Origin of the sequence: Kitasatospora sp. GP30 (assembly GCF_029892145.1) — a bacterium.
Taxonomy (GTDB): domain Bacteria; phylum Actinomycetota; class Actinomycetes; order Streptomycetales; family Streptomycetaceae; genus Kitasatospora; species Kitasatospora acidiphila.
The window spans coordinates 73,175-92,118 of record NZ_JARZAH010000027.1 but is presented as its reverse complement, the minus strand read 5'-3'; the positions used below and the strand labels follow the sequence as shown (position 1 = coordinate 92,118).

Genomic DNA, 18,944 nt, shown 5'->3' with positions numbered 1-18,944 from the left:
CCAAGCCTTCCGGTGCCCCGCGCCGCCCTGCCCTCCGACGTCCGCCGTGGTCCGTTCCGCGCCGGCTGTCCTGGTCCCTCCCGCGACGGCTGTCCTGGCCCGCCGCCGCGCGCCGCGGCCCGTTCCGCGCCGGGGCGTTCCGCTCGTCCCTGCACGAGCCGCGCACGGCGGTGGTGCTCGGCCGCTGGCTGGGCGCGGCGCTGCTGACCTGCTTCCTGACCGGTCTGGTCAGCCATGTGCTGCAGCAACCGCCGCACGGGCTGGCCCACTTGCTGCCCACCCGCCCGGTGGACGGCTACCGGGTCACCCAGGGGCTGCACGTGGCCAGCGGCATCGCCGCGATCCCGCTGGCCGGGGCGAAGCTCTGGACCGTCTACCCGCGACTGTTCGAGTGGCCTCCGGTGCGCGGCGTGTTGCACGCGCTGGAGCGGCTGGGCATCGCGGTCCTGGTCGCGGCGACCCTGCTCGAACTGTTCACCGGTCTGCTCAACACGCTGCAGTGGTACCCGTGGCCGTTCCCGTTCCGGCAGACCCACTTCTGGCTGGGCTGGCTGGCGACCGGCGGCCTGCTGGTGCACGTCGCCGTCAAGGCCCCGGTGATCGGCGAGCACTGGCGGCGGGCCCGTGCCGTGGTGCCGGGGCGCCGGGCGTTCCTGGTCGCCGTCGGCACGGCGGTCGGCGCGGTGACCGTCACCACGGCCGGGCAGAGCGTGCCCTGGCTGCGCCCGCTGGACCTGCTGGCCCCGCGCCGCCCGGGTGCCGGCCTGCGCGGCCTGCCGGTCAACCGGACGGCCGCGCAGGCCGGCACGGTCACCGTTCCCGCCGACTGGCGCCTCCAGGTCGACGGCCCACGGCCGTTGCGCCTCACCCTCGCCGACCTCCGCCAACTGCCCCAGCACGAAGCGGTCCTGCCGATCGCCTGTGTGGAGGGCTGGAGCGTGAGCGCCCGCTGGCACGGGGTCCGGGTGGCCGACCTGCTCGCGCTGACCGGTGCGCCGCCCGGCTCGGCGATCCGGGTCAGCTCACTGGAGGCCGACGGACCGTACCGGGTGATGGAGATGCCCGCCCAGTACGCCGATGATCCACTGACCTTGCTGGCTCTGGGAGTTGACGGTGAGGTGCTGTCGGCCGACCATGGCTTCCCGGCCCGGATCATCGCTCCGGACCGGCCCGGTGTGCTGCAGACCAAGTGGGTCGCCCGGATCGAGGTGCTCTGATGGCACGCTTTTTGACGTTCCATCAGTCCAAGCATCGGATGCCTGCGGCGCGCGTGCTGCGCGGCACGCTGCTGACCGCCGGCCTCGCGCTGATCGGTTTCGGCTTGCACGGCCTGCTCAACGACCCTTACATCACCGACCCGTTGGACGTCCTGATCTGGGCGGTGGGTGCGCTGGTGCTGCACGACGGCCTGTGGGTGCCGGCGCTCACCGCCCTGGGCGCCCCGCTGGCGCGGCGGCCGCTGCTGCGCGGCTGGCTGATCGTCGCGGCCGCCGTCACCGCGGTCGGGCTGCCCGCCGTGCTGCGCTCCGGAGTTCAGCGCGCCAACCGGTCACTGCTGCCGCTGCCCTACCTGCGGAACTGGCTGCTGGCCCTGGCCGCCTGCGCCGCCCTGGGCCTGCTGGGAGCGGCGGCCCAGTGGTGGCGGCGGCGCGGGCGCGGACCGGTCAGTGACCCGCCACCCCGGGCAGGCCGGTGGTGAGGCCGTCCAGCGCATGCCCGCACGGGCAGTCGCGGTCCGCCGGCAGCAGCTCGATCGCCTTGAAGAGCACGGTGCGCAGCCGGTCGACGTTGCGGGCGAAGACCTCCAGGACCTCGGCGTGGGTGACGCCCTGGCCGCTCTCCACGCCCGCGTCGTGGTCGGTGACCAGGGCCAACGAGGTGTAGCAGAGGCCGAGTTCGCGGGCGAGTACGGCCTCCGGGTGGCCGGTCATGCCGACCACCGACCAGCCGTTGGCGGTGAACCAGCGGGATTCGGCGCGAGTGGAGAACCGCGGGCCCTCGATGACCACCAGCGTCCCGCCGTCCACCGGCGCCCAGGCCTCCTCGCCGGCAGCCGCCAGGACCGCCGCGCGCCCCTGCGGACAGTAGGGATCCGCCATCGACACGTGCACCACCTCGGGCACCGAGCCGTCCGGCAGCGGCAGCCCGTCGTAGTAGGTCTGCACCCGCCCCGAGGTGCGGTCCACGAACTGGTCGGGCACCAGCAGCGTGCCCGGTCCGTACTCCGGCCGCAAGCCGCCCACCGCGCACGGGCCGAGCACCTGGCGCACCCCTAGGGAGTGCAGCGCCCACAGGTTGGCGCGGTAGTTGATCCGGTGCGGCGGCAGGCCGTGCCCGCGCCCGTGGCGCGGCAGGAACGCCACTCGCCGCCCGGCCACCTCTCCCACGAACAGCGCATCGCTCGGCGGCCCGTAGGGAGTGTCCACCCGCACCTCGGCCATGTCGTCCAGCAGCGCGTACAGCCCCGAACCGCCGATCACCCCGAGCTCGGCCCGCGGTGCCGCATCCTGATCGGCCATCGTCTCTGCCCCTCTCCATCCTCGGCGAATATCCAGGTCACTGTAGAAGCCGGGCAGAACGGAACTCGGGTGCCGGGACCTTACGGTTCCGGAACGCCGGAGCCCGCCCGCCGTCCTGGCCGTCTTGACGCTTCACTGACGCTCCCCTCCTTGCAGGCACCTGACGGTCTGTTCTATAAGTAATAGAGCAGATACACCCCAGGGAGTCAGGCGTGATCCTGAGCATCGACCTGAGCAGCGCCGTCCCGATCTACCAGCAGATCCGGGACCAGGTCGTCGAGGCCATCGCGGTGGGCGAGTTGGTGGAGGGAAGTGCCCTGCCGTCGACCCGGCAGCTGGCCGGCGACCTCGGCATCAACTTCCACACCGTCAACAAGGCCTACGACCTGCTGCGCCAGGAGGGCCTGCTACGGCTGAACCGCAAGAGCGGCGCGGTGGTGCAGCGGGACCCGCACTCCGGGCCGCCGCCTCCCGGCTTCGCCGACGAGTGGTCGGCCAGGCTGCGGACGCTGCTCGCCGAGGCGGCGGCGCAAGGGGTGGACGCGGCGGCCGTGCTGACGATGTGCGGTCGGGTGGTCGGCTCCTTCGGGGCCCAGCCCGGCGGGCAGGTCGGCGAGCGGCGCGGTGGAGAGCTCGGCATGGAACAGAGAGGCCTAGGAGAGCCGGCATGATGTCCGGAACAGCTGTCGTTCAGGTGGTCATACCCTTCGTCATCCTGCTGACGGCGTGGCTGATGCCCGCCCTCACCGGGCCGACCCTGCCCTTCGGGGTGCGGACCCCGCCCGCGCACGCCGACGCCCCGGTGGTCGCCGAGCAGCGGCGCGCGTACCGCTGGTGGGTGGGCGGCGTCGGCGGGGCGGTGCTCGTGGCCGACCTCGTCTGCTGCCTCGCGTTCCCGAGCAAGCCGCTGTTCGCCGGCGCGTCGACGGCGATCGCGGCGGTGTCCACGGTCGGGTACCTGCGTGCTCGTCGCGCGATCCGGGCGGTCAAGCGCGGCGAGGACTGGTACGGGGGCCTGCGCCAGGTGGTCGCCGTGGACACCTCGCTGCGGACCGAGCCGGTGCGCTACCCCTGGCGGTGGGCCGTGCCCGCGCTGCTGGTCACCGCGGTCACCGCGGTGCTGGCCGCAGTGGAGTACCCGTCGATGCCGGACCGGCTGCCGATGCACTACGCCACCCGCGGGAACGCCGACCGGTTGGCGGAGAAGTCGATCGGCACCGCCTTCGCGCCGGTCTTCATCCAACTCGCGCTCACCGGGCTGCTCCTGCTGGTGACCTGGCTGGTCCTCCGCTCCCGGGCCGAGCTCGACCCGGCGCGGCCGGCGGCGAGCGCCGCGCGGCACCGGCGGTTCGTCGTCCGGACCGCGGGGTCGGTCATGGTGCTGGGGGCCTGCGTCAACCTGGGCATACTGGCCGCGGCCTGGCAGAGCTGGCACGGCGACCTCTCGTTCTCCCCGTTCCCCGTGCTGGCGCCGATCATGGCCGGCCTGCTCATCGTCGTCGCGATCGCGGCGCGCACCGGGCAGGGCGGCAGCCGCCTGGCGACAGGTGCCCGGGACGGCGCGGCGGGCGAACCCGCCGACCCGCGGGTGGTGGCCCCGGACGACGACCGCTACTGGCGCGCCGGCGGGCTGTTCTACGTCAACCGGCAGGACCCGTCCCTCTTCGTCGCCAAGCGGTTCGGCATCGGCTGGACCATCAACTTCGGCAACCCGCGGTGCCTGCTACTGGTCGCGGGGCTGGCAGTCTTCATCGTCACCCTGCAATTGATCGGCCGCTGAGCTACCAGAACCCGAAATCAGTCCCAACTCACAGGAGAAACACATGCGTTGGCGCACCTTAGCGACCGCTGCCCTGCTGGCCGCGGTCACCGCGACAGGGCTGGGCGCACCCACCGCGAACGCGGCCGCACCGGCCGCGCTCGTCCCCGCCGCCGACCGCGACGTGCAGTTCACGGTGGACGGCACCACCGCCTACGGCACCCTGCACGTGCCCGCCCACCGGGCCGGACACCACCTGGCCGCCGCCCTGCTGCTGCCCGGCAGCGGCCCGACGGACCGCGACGGCAACGAGCCGCCCGCCCTCACCCCCGGCACCCTGGCGCTGATCGCCGACACCCTCGGCGCCGACGGCGTGATGACGCTGCGCTTCGACAAGTACTTCACCGGCCGCACCGGAGCCGGCGCCTACCAGGGCGACCCCGGCCGGCTGGACCTGGCCGCCTTCACCCGCCAGGCCACGGCCGCCTACACCACCCTGCGCGACCAGCCGGAGGCCGACCCGCACGCCCTGCTGGTCGTCGGCCACAGCGAGGGCGGACTGCAGGCACTGCTCCTCGCCCGGACGGTGCGGCCCGCACCGGCCGGCCTCGCACTGCTGGCCCCGCAGGACGAGCGCCTGCTGGACCTGCTGGCCGCCCAGCTCGACGGCCAACTCGACGAGGCCGTGACGGCCGGGCAGTTGACCGAGCCGGTGGCCCAGGCGAACAGGGCGGGCATTGCCACCGCCATCGCCGACTTCCGGGCCGGGCGCCCCACCGACACGAGTGCTCTGCTGCCGCCGCTCGCCTCGCTGCTGAACGCGCTCTTCGGCCCGAACAATGCCCGCTTCGTCCGCAGCGACGACGCCGTCTCCCCGCCGGACGCCGCCCGGGCGATCCGCCCCGGCACCCGGGTCACCGTCACCTGCGGCACCGCCGACGCCAACGTGCCCTGCGCGACCACGGCGCCGCTGCTCACCGCACTCGCCCGCGCCCACGCCACCGGCCCGGGCCTGCGCACCCTGGACGGCCTGGACCACTTCCTGCACCCGGCCGGCACACCGGTGAACGACCGGATGCTCGCCCCGGCCGCCGTCGCGGCGCTGCACGAGTTCGCCCGCCCCTGGAAGTCGGGCGAATAGCCGGCCCGTCCTCGGTCCGCTGCACGACGGGCCCCGCCGACCCCTGGGGGCCGGCGGGGCCGCTGCTCTCTCGTGAGGTCACCGGCAGTTGCCGGCGCCGCTGGTCGCCGCCGCGCCGCCGAACCCGGTTCAGGTGCCGGCGCGGCTGCTGCGGCTCAGCTGCGCCGCTCCGGACAGGTGGCCGACCAGGGTGGCCAGGCCGTCGAGGACCTGGCCGACATCGATCGACTCATGGTCGCTGTGCGCGTCCCGCTGGTCTCCGCAGCCGAAGACCAGCGTCTCGGCCGGGGACCAGCGGTGGTAGAGCCGTGCATCACAACTCGCCTGCCAGGCGGCCGCGTTACCCGGGGCCCCGCCGGCCCAGCGAACGGCGGCGCGCAGCTGCTCGGCGGCGGGCCCGTCGCTCGCGCCGAGGTAGGCGTCGTGGCGGATGCCGCGCCAGGAGAGCCGCAGCCGCTCGGCGTCGGCGCCGGTCAGCACGGTCCGCTCGATCTCGGCTGCGGCCTCGGCCCGGGTGCGGTCGGGCAGGAAGCCCAGGGTTGCCCGGAAGCCGCAGCGGTCGGGGGTGGACCAGTGGGAGGCGTCGGCTGCCAGCGCGCTGACGTCGAGTTCGAGGGGGCGGGCCGCCCGCTCGAAGCCGGGGCAGCCGGCCGCCTGCTCCAGCCAGCGGCGCTCCAGCGCGCGCAGCCGGTCCAGGGCGGCCAGGCAGGCGTCCACCGCGTCCACCCGGTGAGCCTGCCCGTCGGCGGCCGCCTGGGCCTCGACCTCGAAGCCCAGGCAGCCGGGGTGGCCGTGGTGCACCGTCAGCCCGGTGGGTTTGAGGACCACCACCTCCTGTGCGTGCACACCGTGCAGCAGGGTGGAGAGCGCTCCGTTGCCGCCGGCCTGCTCGTCGCTCACCAGGTCCAGTTCGACGTTGGCCCGCATCGGCAGGCCGAGTTCGTGCAGGCAGCGCACGGCCTCCACCAGCATCACGATGTTGCCCTTGGTGTCGGCGCTCCCCCGGCCGTGCACCCGCACGCCGTCGAACCGCCCGCTCCACGGCTCCGGGTGGCGCTGCGCGGGCAGCACGTCGGTGTGGGCCGAGAAGAGCACCGTGGGCAGCCCGGGCACCCGCGGCAGCGCAGCGCGCAGGTTGGGGCGGGCCGGGGCCGGCTCCGGCAGGGCGGACGGGGTGTGGTCGGGGTGGCCGAGCAGGCCGGAATGCGGTGGCTCGCTGCGCACGGTGAACCGGGCACCTTGCAGGTAGCCCGTCAGCAGGCCGGCGGCCAGCGGCTCATCCGGTGCCACGGTGGGCACCCGGACCAGCGTGCCGATCGCCTCGGCGATCCGGTCCCGGTGCCGCTCGCTCCAGAGCCGCACCTGCCGCCGCGCCGACGCCGCCGCGCCGGTCACCGGTGCCACTCGCCGAGCGACTCCCGCAACCCGCTGCCGGGCCGGCTCGTCGCGCTGTCCATCGGTTGTCCCTTCTTGCACTCCAGAGTCCTCACGGCCCGTCCGGCCGCCCGCTCCCACTGCGCCGGCTTTGAAGTACTCGTGACCGCGTTCGGTGCTGCTCACGGCCAGGCCCTCACCTTCGTCCCGCGAAGCGGGCAGGGGCGGAAGCTGCGCGAGAGCAGGGTCGGTTCACCGCGGACGCGGTCCCGCTGTGCCGGCCGCGCTCAGATGTGGCCGGCGCGCAGCGCGTAGGCCACCGCGTGGGCGCGGTTGCGCAGCTGGAACCGGCTGGTCAGGCCGGCCAGGATGTTCTTGATGGTCCGCTCCGAGTAGGCCATCCGCGCGGCGATCTGCGCGGTGTCGAGGCCGTCCGCGACCATCCGCAGGATGTCCGCCTCACGCTCGGTCAGCTGCTCCGGGGCGTCCGTCGCCGGGCAGTCGGCAACACCGCCGCGCCGCACCCGACCGACCTCGGCGATCACCTGGTTCAGCAGGTCGCTGGGCAGCTCCCGGTTGCCCCGGGCGGCGGCGAGCACGCCGCGAGCCAGCTGCTCCGCGTCGGCCTGCCGCCGCCACAGCACCACGGCGACCCCGCACTCGACCACGTCCAGTGCCCCCACCTCGCCGAGCCGGCCGGCCACCAGCACCACCCGGCCCGCCCGCTCCTGGCTCAGCCGCCGCATCGCCTCCACGGCGGGGCCGTCGACGACGTCGACGAGCACCACCGCCACCGCCGCGGCCCGCGCCGGCGGCGGGGTGTGCTCCGCGGCGAGGCGGATGGCGGGGTGCTGGAGCAGCTGGTGCACCAGGCCGGCCCGTGAGATCGGGTCGGCCGCCTGGATCTCGACGAGCACGCTCGATCCCCTGCTCGCGCTGGTGCCCGCCCGCAGCGGGGACATCGCCTGTTCACCATCGGTCGCGTGGCCCAGCTCGTGACTCAGCACGTGCTCACACTCCTTCAGTCCGGTCTCGCCTGGACCAAGAGTCGCCGCTGGTCGTCAGTGCCACGTCTACGCGGCCCGGTTGCGCCGGCCGCCTGTCGTTGACAGCGCGTTGACGGGTGGGCTGCCAGACTCCGGAACGTCGACCGGGGCCCACGGGTCCGGCGACAGGCACCCCCGAACGAGAAGGAGTTCTCGATGCCGTCGACCACCCCTCGCAGGTCCGCCCGCGTCATACGGCTGCTGGCCGGCTTCGCCCTGGCGGGCGCCGTCCTGATCGGTGGCGGCAGCCTCGCGGCGGCCTCGGCGCACGCCCCCAGCGGGCACGCGACGGCCATGGTGCAGGGCCCCGGCGGCAGGTCGCCGCAGCCGACGGACGAATGGAACAGCGGCACCACGGGGTGAGCTCCTAGGCCGTGACGACCCTGCGGGACCGAGCGGCTGGGACGGGCAGCGCGGAACGTCCGACGGCCCGCCTCGCGGGGCGGGCTGAGGCCGCTCGACGCCGGCGCGCCGAGCCGGCTCAGTAAGCCGACAAGTCCGGCTCGCCAGCGGCCAGTTGGGCCGCAGCGGTCCGCTCCTCCGGCAGCCCCAGACGGGCGAACAGGCCATGGGCGCGCTCGACGCAGTCCAGCGCCTCGGCACGCCGGCCGAGCGCCGACAGCACCCGCCCCAGCACCATCAGCGCCTGGCCCGACTCCCGTTCGCTGCGGCCCTCCTGGCAGGCCTCGACGGCCGCGCGCGCCAGCGGCAGTGCCTCCTCGGCGCGGCCCAGCGCGCGCAGGGTGTCCGCCAACCGGTAGCGGGTGGCCGCCACCCAGCCGGTCTGGTCCAGCCCGGTCCAGAGCGCCAACGCCTCGCTCAGCCGCTCGGCCGCCTCGTCGTACCGCTGCGAGGCGTGCAGGCTGAACCCGAGCACGTAGAGCGCTTGGGCCCGGCCGGCGCCCGCCGTGCGCAGCCGCGGTTTGTCCAGCTCGCCCAGACAGGCGCGCACCGCCCGGTCGGGCTGCCCGCTGCGCACCCAGGCGACGGCGGCGTTGAACACGGTCGCGCTCTCCCCCGTCTCGTGGCCGAGCGCGCGGGCCAGCAGGATCGCCTCGTCGTAGCAGCGGGCCGCCTCGTCGTAGTGGCCCCGGTACTGGGCCATCATGCCGAGGTCGTTGAGGGACTGACGCAGGATCACGGTGTCGCCGGTCTCCCGGCAGGCCTGCGCCGCCGACCGGGTCAGCTGCTCGGCCTCGTCCAACCGGGCGGCTGCCAGGGCGGCGTTGCCGCACAGGAACCGGGCCCGGCCCTCGGCCCAGCGGTCCGCCCGCCGTTCGGCCGCCTGCAGCAGGGCCCGGGCCGCCGCCCACTGGCCCTGCCAGGCACCGCGGTTGAACGGTGTCAGCGCGATGAGCAGACCGACCGCCGCGTGCAGTTCCTCGGTCGCCTGCTGCTCGCCCGGCGGCCGGCCCGCGACGGCCGTCGCCACCTGGGTGGCCAGGCTCAGGAGCGAGTCCGTCTCCTGTGCCGCCCAGCTCCGGGCGGCCTCCGGACCAGCGAAGGCCGGCCCGGGGGCGCGCAGGTCCAGCGCGTCGCGGATCGGGTCGCCCGGGACCACCTGCTCGAACGCCGCGCAGGCCGTGGCCAGTTGGAACTCCAGCAGCCGGGTCCGCCCGGCGACCGTGTCCGCCGGGTGGCCGGCCTCGGACTTGCGGCGGGCGAAGGCCCGGAGCAGCTCGTGCGACCGGTACCGCCCGGCGGCCGGCGACTCCAGCATCGCGACGTCCGCCAGCGACTCCAGCAGCTCGTCGGCGATGTGCTCGTCCAGGCCGAGCAGCGCGGCCGCGGCGGCGGTCCCCAGGTCTTTGCAGTCCACCGCGGCGACCAGCCGGAACGCCCGCACCTGGTACGGCGTCAGCTGGCGGTAGCCCAGCTCGAAGGTCGCCTGCACCGCGAGGTCCCCGACCCGCAACTCGTCGAGCCGGCGCCGTTCGTCGCTGAGCCGGTCGACCATCACCCGGACCGTCCAGCTGGGCCGGGCCGCCAGCCGGGCCGCGACGATCCTGACGGCGAGCGGCAGGAATCCGCAGGCCGTGACCAGTTCCAGGGCGGCGGCGGACTCGCCGGCCAGCCGCTCGGCGCCGATCATCCGCTCCAGCAGGTCCTGTGCCTCCTGCGGTGCGAAGACGGTCAGCCCGATCTGCCGGGCTCCGGGCAGCCCGGCCAGCCAGGCCCGGCTGGTGACCAGGACCGCGCAGCCCGCGGCGCCCGGCAGCAGCGGCCGGATCTGCGCGCTGTCCACCGCGTTGTCCAGCACCACCAGGAGCCGCCGGCCATCGGTGAGCGAGCGGAACAGGGCGGACTTGGCGGCCAGGCCGTCGGGCAGCGCCTCGGGCGCGGTACCCAGCGCCCGCAGGAACGCGGTGAGCACGGCCTCCGGGGTGACCGGCCCGCCGTCGCCGCGCAGGTCCGCGTAGAGCTGCCCGGCGGGGAAGTGCTCCTTCACCCGGTGGGCGACGTGCACCGCCAGGGCGGTCTTGCCCACGCCGCCCATGCCGGCCACCGCGCCGATCCGCAGCGCGTCCCGCCCGGGGGCCGCCGCGGTCAGCGCCGCGCACAGCGCCTCGACGGCCGCCTCACGTCCGGTGAAGTCCGCATCGTCCGGCGGGAGTTGCGCGGGTCTGGGGAGCGCATCGGGGCGTTCCGGATCCGGGGTGGGCTCGGGTTCGCCGGGGCCGGTCGGTGCACCCGAGCCGCCGCCCGGCCGGACCGCGGGCGCCCGCCCGGTCAGCTCCGGATCGCCGTCCAGGATCCGGCCGTGCAGGGCGGCCAGGTCGCGCCCGGGTTCCACGCCCAGTTCCCGGACCAGCAGCCGGCGCGCGCTCCGGAACACCTCCAGGGCCTCGGTCTGGCGCCCGGCCTGGCAGAGCGCGCGCATCAGCAGCTCGTGGAACCGCTCCCGCAGCGGGAACTCCTGGGTGAGCGCGGTCAGTTCCGAGACGCACAGGGCGGCGCGACCCAATGCGATGTCGAGCGCGACGCGCTCCTCCAGCAGCGTCAGGCGCAGGTCGCCGAGCCGGCTGCGCTGGCGCGCCGCGAACGGCCCCGGAATGCCGACCAGTGGCTCGCCCTGCCAGAGCGCGAGCGCCTCCCCGAGCAGCGCTCGGGCCCGCTCCGGCGCGCCGCCCGCCGAGGCGCCGCCCGCCTCGGCCACCAGCCGCTCCGCCCGGAGCGCGTCCACGCAGCCCGTGGGCACGTCCAGGTGGTAGCCGCCGGGGACGGAGCTCAGCCGCCCCTCCGTCTGGTCCACCGGTTCCGCTCCGACGGCCAGGCTCCGGCGCAACCGCCACACGTAGGTGCGCACGGTGGTCCGGGCGTGACTCGGCGGGTCGTCGGGCCACAGCGCGTCGATCAGGTCGGACGTGCTGGCCGTGTGCCCCGGCGTGAGCAGCAGCACCGCGAGGACGGCCCGCTGCTGCGGACTGCCCAGCACCACGGGAACGCCGCCCCGCTCCCCCAGCATCCGCCCCAGCACGCAAAAGCGCAGTTCATCCACGCCGATGCCACCCCCCGTCAACCGTCAGCCCCCGTACCGTGCGTGTTCGTACTGCGCTTCATACCATCCCGGCAGGCGCCGCCGCCCCCCTCTCTCTTACGGGTCACCGCTGCCCTTTGGTCGCAGCCGCCCGGACTGGAGTTCGAAAAGGCCGATTTGTCCGCCCCTCCGCACCAACGTTTCACCAACCTCCGTGCGCCACACTGACCGCCGCCCCGCGACGGCCCGAGCCGTCGATCCCCCGTCACTCCCCGTGCAGGAGAGCCGCGATGGTCTACGCAAAGCCCGGCGCCGAAGGCAGCCCGGTCTCCCTCAAGTCCACGTACGACAACTTCATCGGCGGCGACTGGGTCGCTCCGGTCGACGGCCGGTACTTCGACAACACCTCCCCCGTCGACGGCCAGGTCTACTGCCAGGTGGCGCGCTCGCAGGCGGCCGACATCGAGCTCGCCCTCGACGCCGCCCACCGCGCCGCCGACGCCTGGGGCCGCACCCCGATCACCGAGCGGGCCAACCTGCTGAACCGGATCGCCGACCGGATCGAGGCCAACCTCGAACGCCTGGCGGTCATCGAGACCTTCGACAACGGCAAGCCGATCCGTGAATCGCTGGCCGCCGATCTGCCGCTCGCCGTCGACCACTTCCGGTACTTCGCCGGCGTGGTCCGCGGCCAGGAGGGCAGCATCGCCGAGATCGACCAGGACACCGTGGCGTACCACTTCCATGAGCCGCTGGGCGTGGTCGGCCAGATCATCCCGTGGAACTTCCCGCTGCTGATGGCCGCCTGGAAGCTCGCCCCGGCGCTGGCGGCCGGCAACTGCGTGATCATCAAGCCCGCTGAGCAGACCCCCGTCAGCGTGCTGGTGTTCATCGAGCTGATCGCCGACCTGCTGCCACCCGGTGTGCTCAACGTCGTCAACGGCTTCGGCATCGAGGCCGGCAAGCCGCTCGCCTCCAGCCCGCGGATCGCCAAGATCGCCTTCACCGGCGAGACCGGCACCGGACGCCTCATCATGCAGTACGCCAGCGAGAACATCATCCCCGTCACGCTGGAACTGGGTGGCAAGAGCCCCAACATCTTCCTGCCCGACGTCACCGCCGCCGACGACGACTTCCTGGACAAGGCCGTCGAGGGCTTCGTGATGTTCGCCCTCAACCAGGGCGAGGTCTGCACCTGCCCCTCCCGGGCCCTGATCCACTCCTCGATCTACGACGAGTTCATGGCCCGCTGCGTCGAGCGCACCAAGGCCATCACCGCCGGCAGCCCGCTGGACCCGGCCACCATGATCGGCGCACAGGCCAGCGACGAGCAGTTCCGCAAGATCCTCTCGTACATCGACATCGGCAAGCGCGAGGGCGCCGAGCTCCTGACCGGCGGCAACGCCCGCACCGTGGACGGCCTGCCGGGCGGCTACTACATCGAGCCGACCATCTTCCGCGGCAGCAACGAGATGCGCATCTTCCAGGAGGAGATCTTCGGCCCGGTCGTCTCCGTCGCCACGTTCGACTCCGTCGACGAGGCCCTCAAGATCGCCAATGACACGCCCTTCGGCCTCGGCGCCGGCGTCTGGACCCGCGACGGCAACACCGCCTACCGCATGGGCCGCGAAATCAAGGCCGGCCGCGTCTGGACCAACTGCTACCACGCCTACCCCGCAGCAGCAGCCTTCGGCGGCTACAAGAAGTCCGGCTTCGGCCGCGAGACCCACAAGATGATGCTCGACCACTACCAGCAGACCAAGAACCTCCTGGTCAGCTACTCCGCCAAGAAGCTCGGCTTCTTCTAGACACCCGACCCCGCGGCTCCGGCGACTCCATCCCCGGAGCCGCGCCATCGCCCTCCCCACACTGCATGAAGATTCAAGTGACAAAGCCAGCTGGGGAGCCGCAAGCCCGACTCATGTCATCCGCACGGCGTGGCTGATAAGCTTTCAGGATGACCGGCCAGAACGAGCCGCCCCAGGCGCGGATAGACGAGCAGGCGGACCTGTGGCTCGACCCCGGCGAGCTGGCCTCCTGGCTGTCGGTGGTCCGCCTGATGACCCGGCTGCCATGGGCCATCGACGCGCAGCTGCAGCGCGACGCCGACCTGAGCATGGTCGAGTACATGGCCCTGGCGATGCTGTCCGAGGCCCCCGAGCGGTCCCTGCGCATGAGCGTGCTGGCCGAGAACACCAGCACGTCGCTGTCCCGCCTCTCGCACATGATCAAGCGGCTGGAGAGCCGCGGATACGTCCGCCGCGAGCCCGATCCGGCCGACGGACGGTTCACCAACGCCATCCTCCTGCCCGCCGGCATGAGCAAGCTCGAATCGGCCGCCCCCGCGCACGTGGCCTACGTCCGCCGCCTGGTCGTCGACAACCTCTCCGGTGAGCGCCTGCGCCGGCTCGGCCAGGACGCCGAGCGGATCCTGCAGCGCATCGACTCGCCCGCACGCTGACTTGATGCATCAAGCGATCTTCTAGAGCCAACTCCGGCGAAACCATTCCCCTCCAAGGGCTTGCGCCGGACAGTGACTTGAATGCTAAAGTCAACTCACAAGGTACCCCACCGAGTGGAGGAGAACCGAAATGTCACTGGACAACGAGAAGAGCGTCCGCGCCGCCTACCAGGTCGCCGAGGAGCAGGACGTCGCCGGCTGGGTCGCGGCGTTCACCGAGGACGGGACCTTCACCGACATGTCGATCCCGCTCACCTACCGCGGTCCCGAGGAGCTCGGGAAGACGGTCGAGGTCTACGCCAAGGCCTTCCCCGACATGCACCGCGAGCTGGAGCGGGTCTACGTCACCGACAACATGGTGGTCGTGCAGCTGCGCCTGCAGGGCACCCACCTCGGCCCGCTGGAGCTGCCCGCCGGCACCGTCCCGCCCACCGGCAAGCGCATGGACGCCCCGTGCTGCGACGTGTTCGAGCTGGTCGACGGCAAGATCAAGCGGTTTGACTGCTACCCCTCCGGCACGGTCATCGCCGCGCAGCTCGGCCTCGCCTGAAAGGCTGAGTGATGACTTGAGCCTTCAAGTCGAAAGGGCTAGAGTGTGACTTGAAGGCTCAAGTTATACAGGAGGTCATCATGACCACCGCAACGCCGGCGCCGGGATGCTACGCCATCGACGTCCCCCGTTCCGAGATCACCTTCGTCACCAAGCACATGTTCGGGCTCGGTACCGTGCGCGGCAGCTTCCGGCTGCGCGGCGGCACGGTCTCCGTCACCGAGCCGCTCACCGGCAGCCGGGTGGACGCCGTTGCCGACGCGGCCAGCTTCGACACCGGCAACAGCAACCGGGACCGCAAGGTCCTGTCCAAGGCGCTGCTGGACACCGCCGGCTACCCCGACATCGCGTTCAGCTCGACCGGGGCCGAGCTGACCGAGGCCGGCGCCTGGGCCCTGCAGGGGCTGCTTACCGCCCACGGTGTCCGCGCACCCGTCACCTTCACCGTGGCGAGGGCTGGGGTCGACGGCGACGAGATCGACGTCGAGGCCACCGCGACCGTCGACCGCTACGCCCACGGCGTGACCAGGCTCAAGGGCGTGGCCGGACGCCGCCTGCGGCTGACCGCGAGCATCCGCGCCCGCCGCACCGGCGACGTCCCCGTCTAGCGGAGTCGCGGAAGGAGTGGACACCATGAGCACTCTCAAGATCGCAGTGATCCTCGGCAGCACCCGCCCCGGCCGCAACGGCAAGGCGGTCGCCGACTGGGTCATCGACCGCGCGGGCGCCCGCACCGCCGCCGAGTACGAGCTGGTCGACCTCGCCGACTGGTCGCTGCCCCACCTGGACGAGCCGCTGCCACCGTCCATGGGCCGGTACCAGGGCGAGCACACCAAGGCCTGGGCGGCCAAGGTCGCCGAGTTCGACGGCTACGTCTTCGTCACCCCCGAGTACAACCACTCCATCCCCGGCGCGCTGAAGGACGCGATCGACTTCGCCTACGCCGAGTGGAACAACAAGGCCGCCGCCTTCGTCTCGTACGGCACCGTCGGCGGCATCCGCGCCGCCGAGCACCTGCGCACCATCGCGAGTGCGGTCCAACTCGCGCACATCCACCAGCAGTTGGCCTTCTCACTGTTCACCGACTTCGAGAACCTCTCGCTCTTCAAGCCCAGCGAGCACCACGACGCCGGGGCCACCAAGCTGTTCGACGAGCTCGAGGCCTGGTCGACTGCGATGAAGACGCTGCGCGACTGAGTGGCTGGAGACGCCATGCCAGAGCAGAACCCCCCTCCCGCATCCGCAGGTTCGTACGCCCTCGGCCCCTGGCGGGTGCGTCGGATCGGCTACGGCGCGATGCAACTGGCCGGCGACAACGTCTTCGGCCCGCCCCGCGACCGCGACGAGGCACTGCGCGTGCTGCGCGCCGCGGTCGCCGGCGGCGTCAACCACATCGACACCGCCCAGTACTACGGCCCCGGCGTCGTCAACGAGTTGATCCGCGAGGCGCTGCACCCCTACCCGGACGGCCTGGCCATCGTCAGCAAGGTCGCCGCCCGTCGTGACGAGACGGGCGCCGTCCTGCCCTACGACGAGCCGCACCAGCTGCGCGAGGGCATCGAGGAGAACCTCGCCACCCTCGGCACCGACCGCCTGGCCGCGGTGAACCTGCGCATGGTCGACGGAACGGCCGCTCCAGGCCCGCGCTTCGACGCCCAGCTGGCGGAGCTGGTCCGGGCCCGCGAGGAGGGCCTGATCGACGGCATCGGCCTCAGCAACATCTCGCGGGAGCACCTGCTGCGGGCCGTCGGCCAGACCGAGATCGCCTGCGTCCAGAACCTCTTCAACCTCGCGGACCACGGCTCCCTCGACGTGCTCCAGGAGTGCACGAGCAGAGGGATCGCGTTCGTCCCGTTCTGCCCGCTCGGGTGGCCGCGCGGCGTCCAGAACCGGATCCTCTCCAGCCCCGTCCTCGCCGACCTCGGTCGACGCCTGGGGGCCACCCCGGCGCAGCTCACCCTCGCCTGGCTGCTCGACCTCGCGCCCAACATCCTGCTCATCCCCGGCACCCGCACCCGCACACACCTGGCCGAGAACCTCGGCACCGCGTCGGTGCGGCTCGACGAGGCGTCACGCAAGGAACTGGCCCGGGAGTTCCCACCGCCGAACCGGCGAGCCTGAACGCCCGCCCCCGCCACGGCACGACCTGGAGGACCACTCATGAGCAACACCGTCGCCGACCTGATGCGCCGCAACCTCCTCGACGTCTTCAACGAACCCGACCCCGGCCGCCGGGCCAGGGCGATCGCTGAGACCTACGCCCAGGACGTCGTCTGGCACGAGCCCGACCGCATCGTCCGCGGGCGCGAGGCTCTCGCGCGCCGCGCCGAGGAGCTGCAGGAGCAGAACCCGGGCTGGGTCTATCAACCGGACGGCCCCGTCTCGGTCAATGACGACCTCGGCCACCTCGGCTTCCGGTACGGGCCCTCGGGCCGACCGCCGGTCGTGAGCGGTATGGACATCGCCCACTGCAAGGACGGCGTCATCGTCGAGCTCTACACCATCGTCGCCGAGGTCCCCCCGCCGTCCTGACCGGTGCCATGCCTGCCGGCGGGACGTCAGCCCAGCGCGCGGTCGAGGTTGAAGGCGGCGCTGATCAACGAGAGGTGGGTGAAGGCCTGCGGGAAGTTGCCGAGTTGTTCGCCGGTCGGACCGATCTCTTCGGCGAACAGGCCGAGGTGGTTGGCGTAGGTGAGCATCTTCTCGAAGGCGAGCCGGGCCTCCTCCAGCCGGCCCGCGCGGGCCAGTGCCTCCACGTACCAGAAGGAGCAGATCGAGAAGGTGCCCTCCGGGCCGCTCAGGCCGTCCGGGCTGGCCGTCGGGTTGTAGCGGTAGACCAGCGAGTCGGAGACCAGGTCCGTGGTGAGCGCGTCCAGGGTGGAGAGCCACTTGGGGTCGGTGGGCGAGATGAACTTGGCCATCGGCATCATCAGCAGCGAGGCGTCCAGCTCACCGTCATCCAGGGACTGGACGAACGCCCCCCGCTCGGTCGACCAGCCGCGCTGCATGATCTGCCGGTAGATCGCATCGCGGGACTCCCGCCAGCGGGGCAGGTCCGCCGGCAGGCCGCGGCGGGTCGCCATCCGCATCGCCCGCTCCAGCGCCACCCAGCACATCAGCCGCGAGTACACGAAGTTCCTGCGGCCCGCGCGGGTCTCCCAGATTCCCTCGTCGGGCTGGTCCCAGTGCTCGCAGAGCCAGTCCGCCACCGCGCCGACCTCCTCCCAGGTGGCGCTGCTGATCGGCTGCCCCCACTTGTCGTACAGGTAGACGCAGTCGATCACGGCTCCGTAGATGTCCAGCTGGAGCTGGCCGGTGGCGGCGTTGCCGACCCGGACCGGTGCGGAGCCGAGGTGGCCCTCCAGGTGCGGCAACTCGTATTCGGGCAGCTCGCTGCGCCCATCGATGCCGTACATGATCTGCAGCGGGCCGGTCGCATCGGTGCCGCGCATGCGGTCGCCGAGAAACCGCATGAACGCCTCGGCCTCCGAGGTGAACCCCAGGCGCAGCAAGGCGTAGACGCAGAACGCGGCGTCGCGGACCCACACGTACCGGTAGTCCCAGTTGCGCTCGCCGCCGACCCGCTCGGGCAGGCTGGTGGTCGGTGCGGCGACGATCGCACCGGTCGGCGCGTAGGTGAGCAGCTTCAGCACCAGCGCGGAGCGGTTCACCATCTCCCGCCACCGCCCGTGGTAGCGCGAACCGGCCAGCCAGCGGCGCCAGAACCGGATGGTCGCCTCAGCCTGCTCCTGCGCCTCGGCACGCGGACACGACCGGGTCGGGACCTCGTCGGTGATGTGGTCGAGGGCGAACACGTGGGACTCGCCCTCAAGGAGCTTGAAGTGCGACCACACGTCCAGGCCGTCGCACTCCAGCGGTGCGGTGGTGGTCAGCCCGAGCGTCAGTGACGGGGAGCGGAACACCGCCTGGTGGCCTTCGAGGTGCACGGTGTGCGTTTCGGCGCCGTAGCCGAAGCGCGGGGCGATCCGTGCCTTGAACGGGAGGACTCCCCGCACGCAGATCACCCGCCGGATCAGCCGGTGCCGGGCCACCTCGCTCGACTCGTCGGTCACGGGCATGAAGTCCTGGATCTCCGCCACGCCGTCCGCCGCGAAGAACCGTGTGATCAGCACGTTCGTGTCGGGGAAGTAGAACTGCCGGGTGCGGGTCGGGACCTCGGCGGCCAGCTCGAACGACCCGCCCCGATCGGCGTCGAGGATGGATCCGAACACACTGGGCGCATCGAAGCGCGGGCAGCAGTACCAGTCGATGGTGCCGTTCGTGCCGACCAGGGCGGTCGTACGAAGATCGCCGATCAGGCCGTGCTCGGAGATCGGTGTGTAGCGGCTGCTGTCCGCCTGCTCGAAACCACTCATGTCGAACACCATGTCGGCCTCCCCGCCGCTGCGGCGCGGGCCTGGAGATGAAGGCTTGCTCTTCATACTAGATCGCTACGCGAGGCGGGGTGCCGTCCCGGAGCGCCATGAGCAGACGCTCGGACCCGTCCGGAGGCGCTCCACTCCGCCTCCGGGCGGCGCAGGCGGCGGGCGGTCCGTCGTTGGTCCGAATCAGCGGACCCGGTCGACCCGCAGCGCGCGGCGCACCGTCCGAGGCCT

At 72.7% G+C, this 18,944-nt stretch carries 18 protein-coding genes; 13 read left to right on the top strand and 5 right to left on the bottom strand.

Going from position 1 to position 18,944, the window contains the following annotated elements; all coding sequences use genetic code 11:
- The first annotated feature begins 89 nt into the window (after positions 1–89).
- Positions 90–1,217 carry a molybdopterin-dependent oxidoreductase gene (locus P3T35_RS28800; RefSeq protein ID WP_280708354.1) on the top strand — a complete coding sequence of 376 codons (1,128 nt, stop codon included), beginning with the start codon at positions 90–92 and terminating at the stop codon, positions 1,215–1,217.
- A 38-nt stretch (positions 1,218–1,255) separates the two neighbouring features.
- Positions 1,256–1,699 carry a hypothetical protein gene (locus P3T35_RS28795; RefSeq protein WP_101378514.1) on the top strand — a complete coding sequence of 148 codons (444 nt, stop codon included), beginning with the start codon at positions 1,256–1,258 and terminating at the stop codon, positions 1,697–1,699.
- Here P3T35_RS28795 and P3T35_RS28790 read toward each other — a convergent pair.
- Positions 1,665–2,519, bottom strand: coding sequence for an S-methyl-5'-thioadenosine phosphorylase (locus tag P3T35_RS28790; protein ID WP_101378515.1), 855 nt, complete (start codon positions 2,517–2,519; stop codon positions 1,665–1,667). The two genes, P3T35_RS28795 and P3T35_RS28790, sit on opposite strands and share 35 nt — an antisense overlap.
- A 212-nt stretch (positions 2,520–2,731) precedes the next feature.
- Here P3T35_RS28790 and P3T35_RS28785 point away from each other — a divergent pair, with 212 nt between their 5' ends.
- From P3T35_RS28785 to P3T35_RS28775, 3 genes are read left to right on the top strand one after another with little or no spacing between them, the layout of a single operon-like run.
- On the top strand, positions 2,732–3,190 hold the full coding sequence (locus P3T35_RS28785; RefSeq protein ID WP_101378516.1) for a GntR family transcriptional regulator: 459 nt from the start codon (positions 2,732–2,734) through the stop codon (positions 3,188–3,190).
- Positions 3,190–4,299, top strand: coding sequence for a DUF5808 domain-containing protein (locus tag P3T35_RS28780; protein ID WP_143676693.1), 1,110 nt, complete (start codon positions 3,190–3,192; stop codon positions 4,297–4,299). The genes P3T35_RS28785 and P3T35_RS28780 overlap by 1 nt, the downstream gene beginning before the upstream one ends.
- A 43-nt stretch (positions 4,300–4,342) precedes the next feature.
- Positions 4,343–5,419 (top strand): alpha/beta hydrolase, encoded by a 1,077-nt coding sequence (locus P3T35_RS28775; RefSeq protein WP_101378518.1) that lies wholly within the window; start codon positions 4,343–4,345, stop codon positions 5,417–5,419.
- Between the two features lie 129 nt (positions 5,420–5,548).
- Here P3T35_RS28775 and P3T35_RS28770 read toward each other — a convergent pair whose 3' ends face one another.
- Both P3T35_RS28770 and P3T35_RS28765 read right to left on the bottom strand, forming a co-directional pair.
- Positions 5,549–6,823 carry a M20/M25/M40 family metallo-hydrolase gene (locus tag P3T35_RS28770; RefSeq protein WP_180356265.1) on the bottom strand — a complete coding sequence of 425 codons (1,275 nt, stop codon included), beginning with the start codon at positions 6,821–6,823 and terminating at the stop codon, positions 5,549–5,551.
- Between the two features lie 257 nt (positions 6,824–7,080).
- Positions 7,081–7,800 carry a LuxR C-terminal-related transcriptional regulator gene (locus P3T35_RS28765; RefSeq protein WP_280708340.1) on the bottom strand — a complete coding sequence of 240 codons (720 nt, stop codon included), beginning with the start codon at positions 7,798–7,800 and terminating at the stop codon, positions 7,081–7,083.
- A gap of 195 nt (positions 7,801–7,995) precedes the next feature.
- On the opposite strand from P3T35_RS28765, the gene P3T35_RS28760 reads away from it, so the two are divergent.
- Positions 7,996–8,202 carry a hypothetical protein gene (locus P3T35_RS28760; protein WP_101378520.1) on the top strand — a complete coding sequence of 69 codons (207 nt, stop codon included), beginning with the start codon at positions 7,996–7,998 and terminating at the stop codon, positions 8,200–8,202.
- Positions 8,203–8,320: 118 nt separating this feature from the next.
- Here P3T35_RS28760 and P3T35_RS28755 read toward each other — a convergent pair whose 3' ends face one another.
- On the bottom strand, positions 8,321–11,338 hold the full coding sequence (locus P3T35_RS28755; RefSeq protein WP_280708336.1) for a BTAD domain-containing putative transcriptional regulator: 3,018 nt from the start codon (positions 11,336–11,338) through the stop codon (positions 8,321–8,323).
- A gap of 269 nt (positions 11,339–11,607) precedes the next feature.
- Between P3T35_RS28755 and adh the strand changes: the two genes are divergently transcribed.
- The 7 genes from adh (at position 11,608) to P3T35_RS28720 (ending at position 16,860) form a co-directional block, all read left to right on the top strand.
- Positions 11,608–13,125 (top strand): aldehyde dehydrogenase, encoded by a 1,518-nt coding sequence (adh, locus tag P3T35_RS28750; RefSeq protein WP_101378521.1) that lies wholly within the window; start codon positions 11,608–11,610, stop codon positions 13,123–13,125.
- A 149-nt stretch (positions 13,126–13,274) separates the two neighbouring features.
- Positions 13,275–13,778 carry a MarR family transcriptional regulator gene (locus tag P3T35_RS28745; protein WP_101378522.1) on the top strand — a complete coding sequence of 168 codons (504 nt, stop codon included), beginning with the start codon at positions 13,275–13,277 and terminating at the stop codon, positions 13,776–13,778.
- A 130-nt stretch (positions 13,779–13,908) separates the two neighbouring features.
- Positions 13,909–14,328, top strand: coding sequence for a nuclear transport factor 2 family protein (locus P3T35_RS28740; protein WP_101378523.1), 420 nt, complete (start codon positions 13,909–13,911; stop codon positions 14,326–14,328).
- Positions 14,329–14,408: 80 nt separating this feature from the next.
- Entirely contained in the window at positions 14,409–14,936 is a 528-nt protein-coding gene (locus P3T35_RS28735) for a YceI family protein (RefSeq protein WP_101378524.1), read from the top strand.
- Positions 14,937–14,961: 25 nt separating this feature from the next.
- Positions 14,962–15,525: an NAD(P)H-dependent oxidoreductase gene (locus P3T35_RS28730; protein WP_101378525.1), complete on the top strand. Its 564-nt coding sequence runs from the start codon at positions 14,962–14,964 to the stop codon at positions 15,523–15,525.
- A gap of 15 nt (positions 15,526–15,540) precedes the next feature.
- On the top strand, positions 15,541–16,449 hold the full coding sequence (locus tag P3T35_RS28725; protein ID WP_101378526.1) for an oxidoreductase: 909 nt from the start codon (positions 15,541–15,543) through the stop codon (positions 16,447–16,449).
- A 39-nt stretch (positions 16,450–16,488) separates the two neighbouring features.
- A complete protein-coding gene (locus tag P3T35_RS28720) occupies positions 16,489–16,860 on the top strand; it encodes a nuclear transport factor 2 family protein (protein ID WP_101378527.1) in 372 nt (123 codons plus the stop codon).
- Between the two features lie 26 nt (positions 16,861–16,886).
- Here P3T35_RS28720 and P3T35_RS28715 read toward each other — a convergent pair whose 3' ends face one another.
- On the bottom strand, positions 16,887–18,716 hold the full coding sequence (locus P3T35_RS28715) for a glycoside hydrolase family 15 protein (protein WP_101378528.1): 1,830 nt from the start codon (positions 18,714–18,716) through the stop codon (positions 16,887–16,889).
- Between the last annotated feature and the right edge of the window lie 228 nt (positions 18,717–18,944).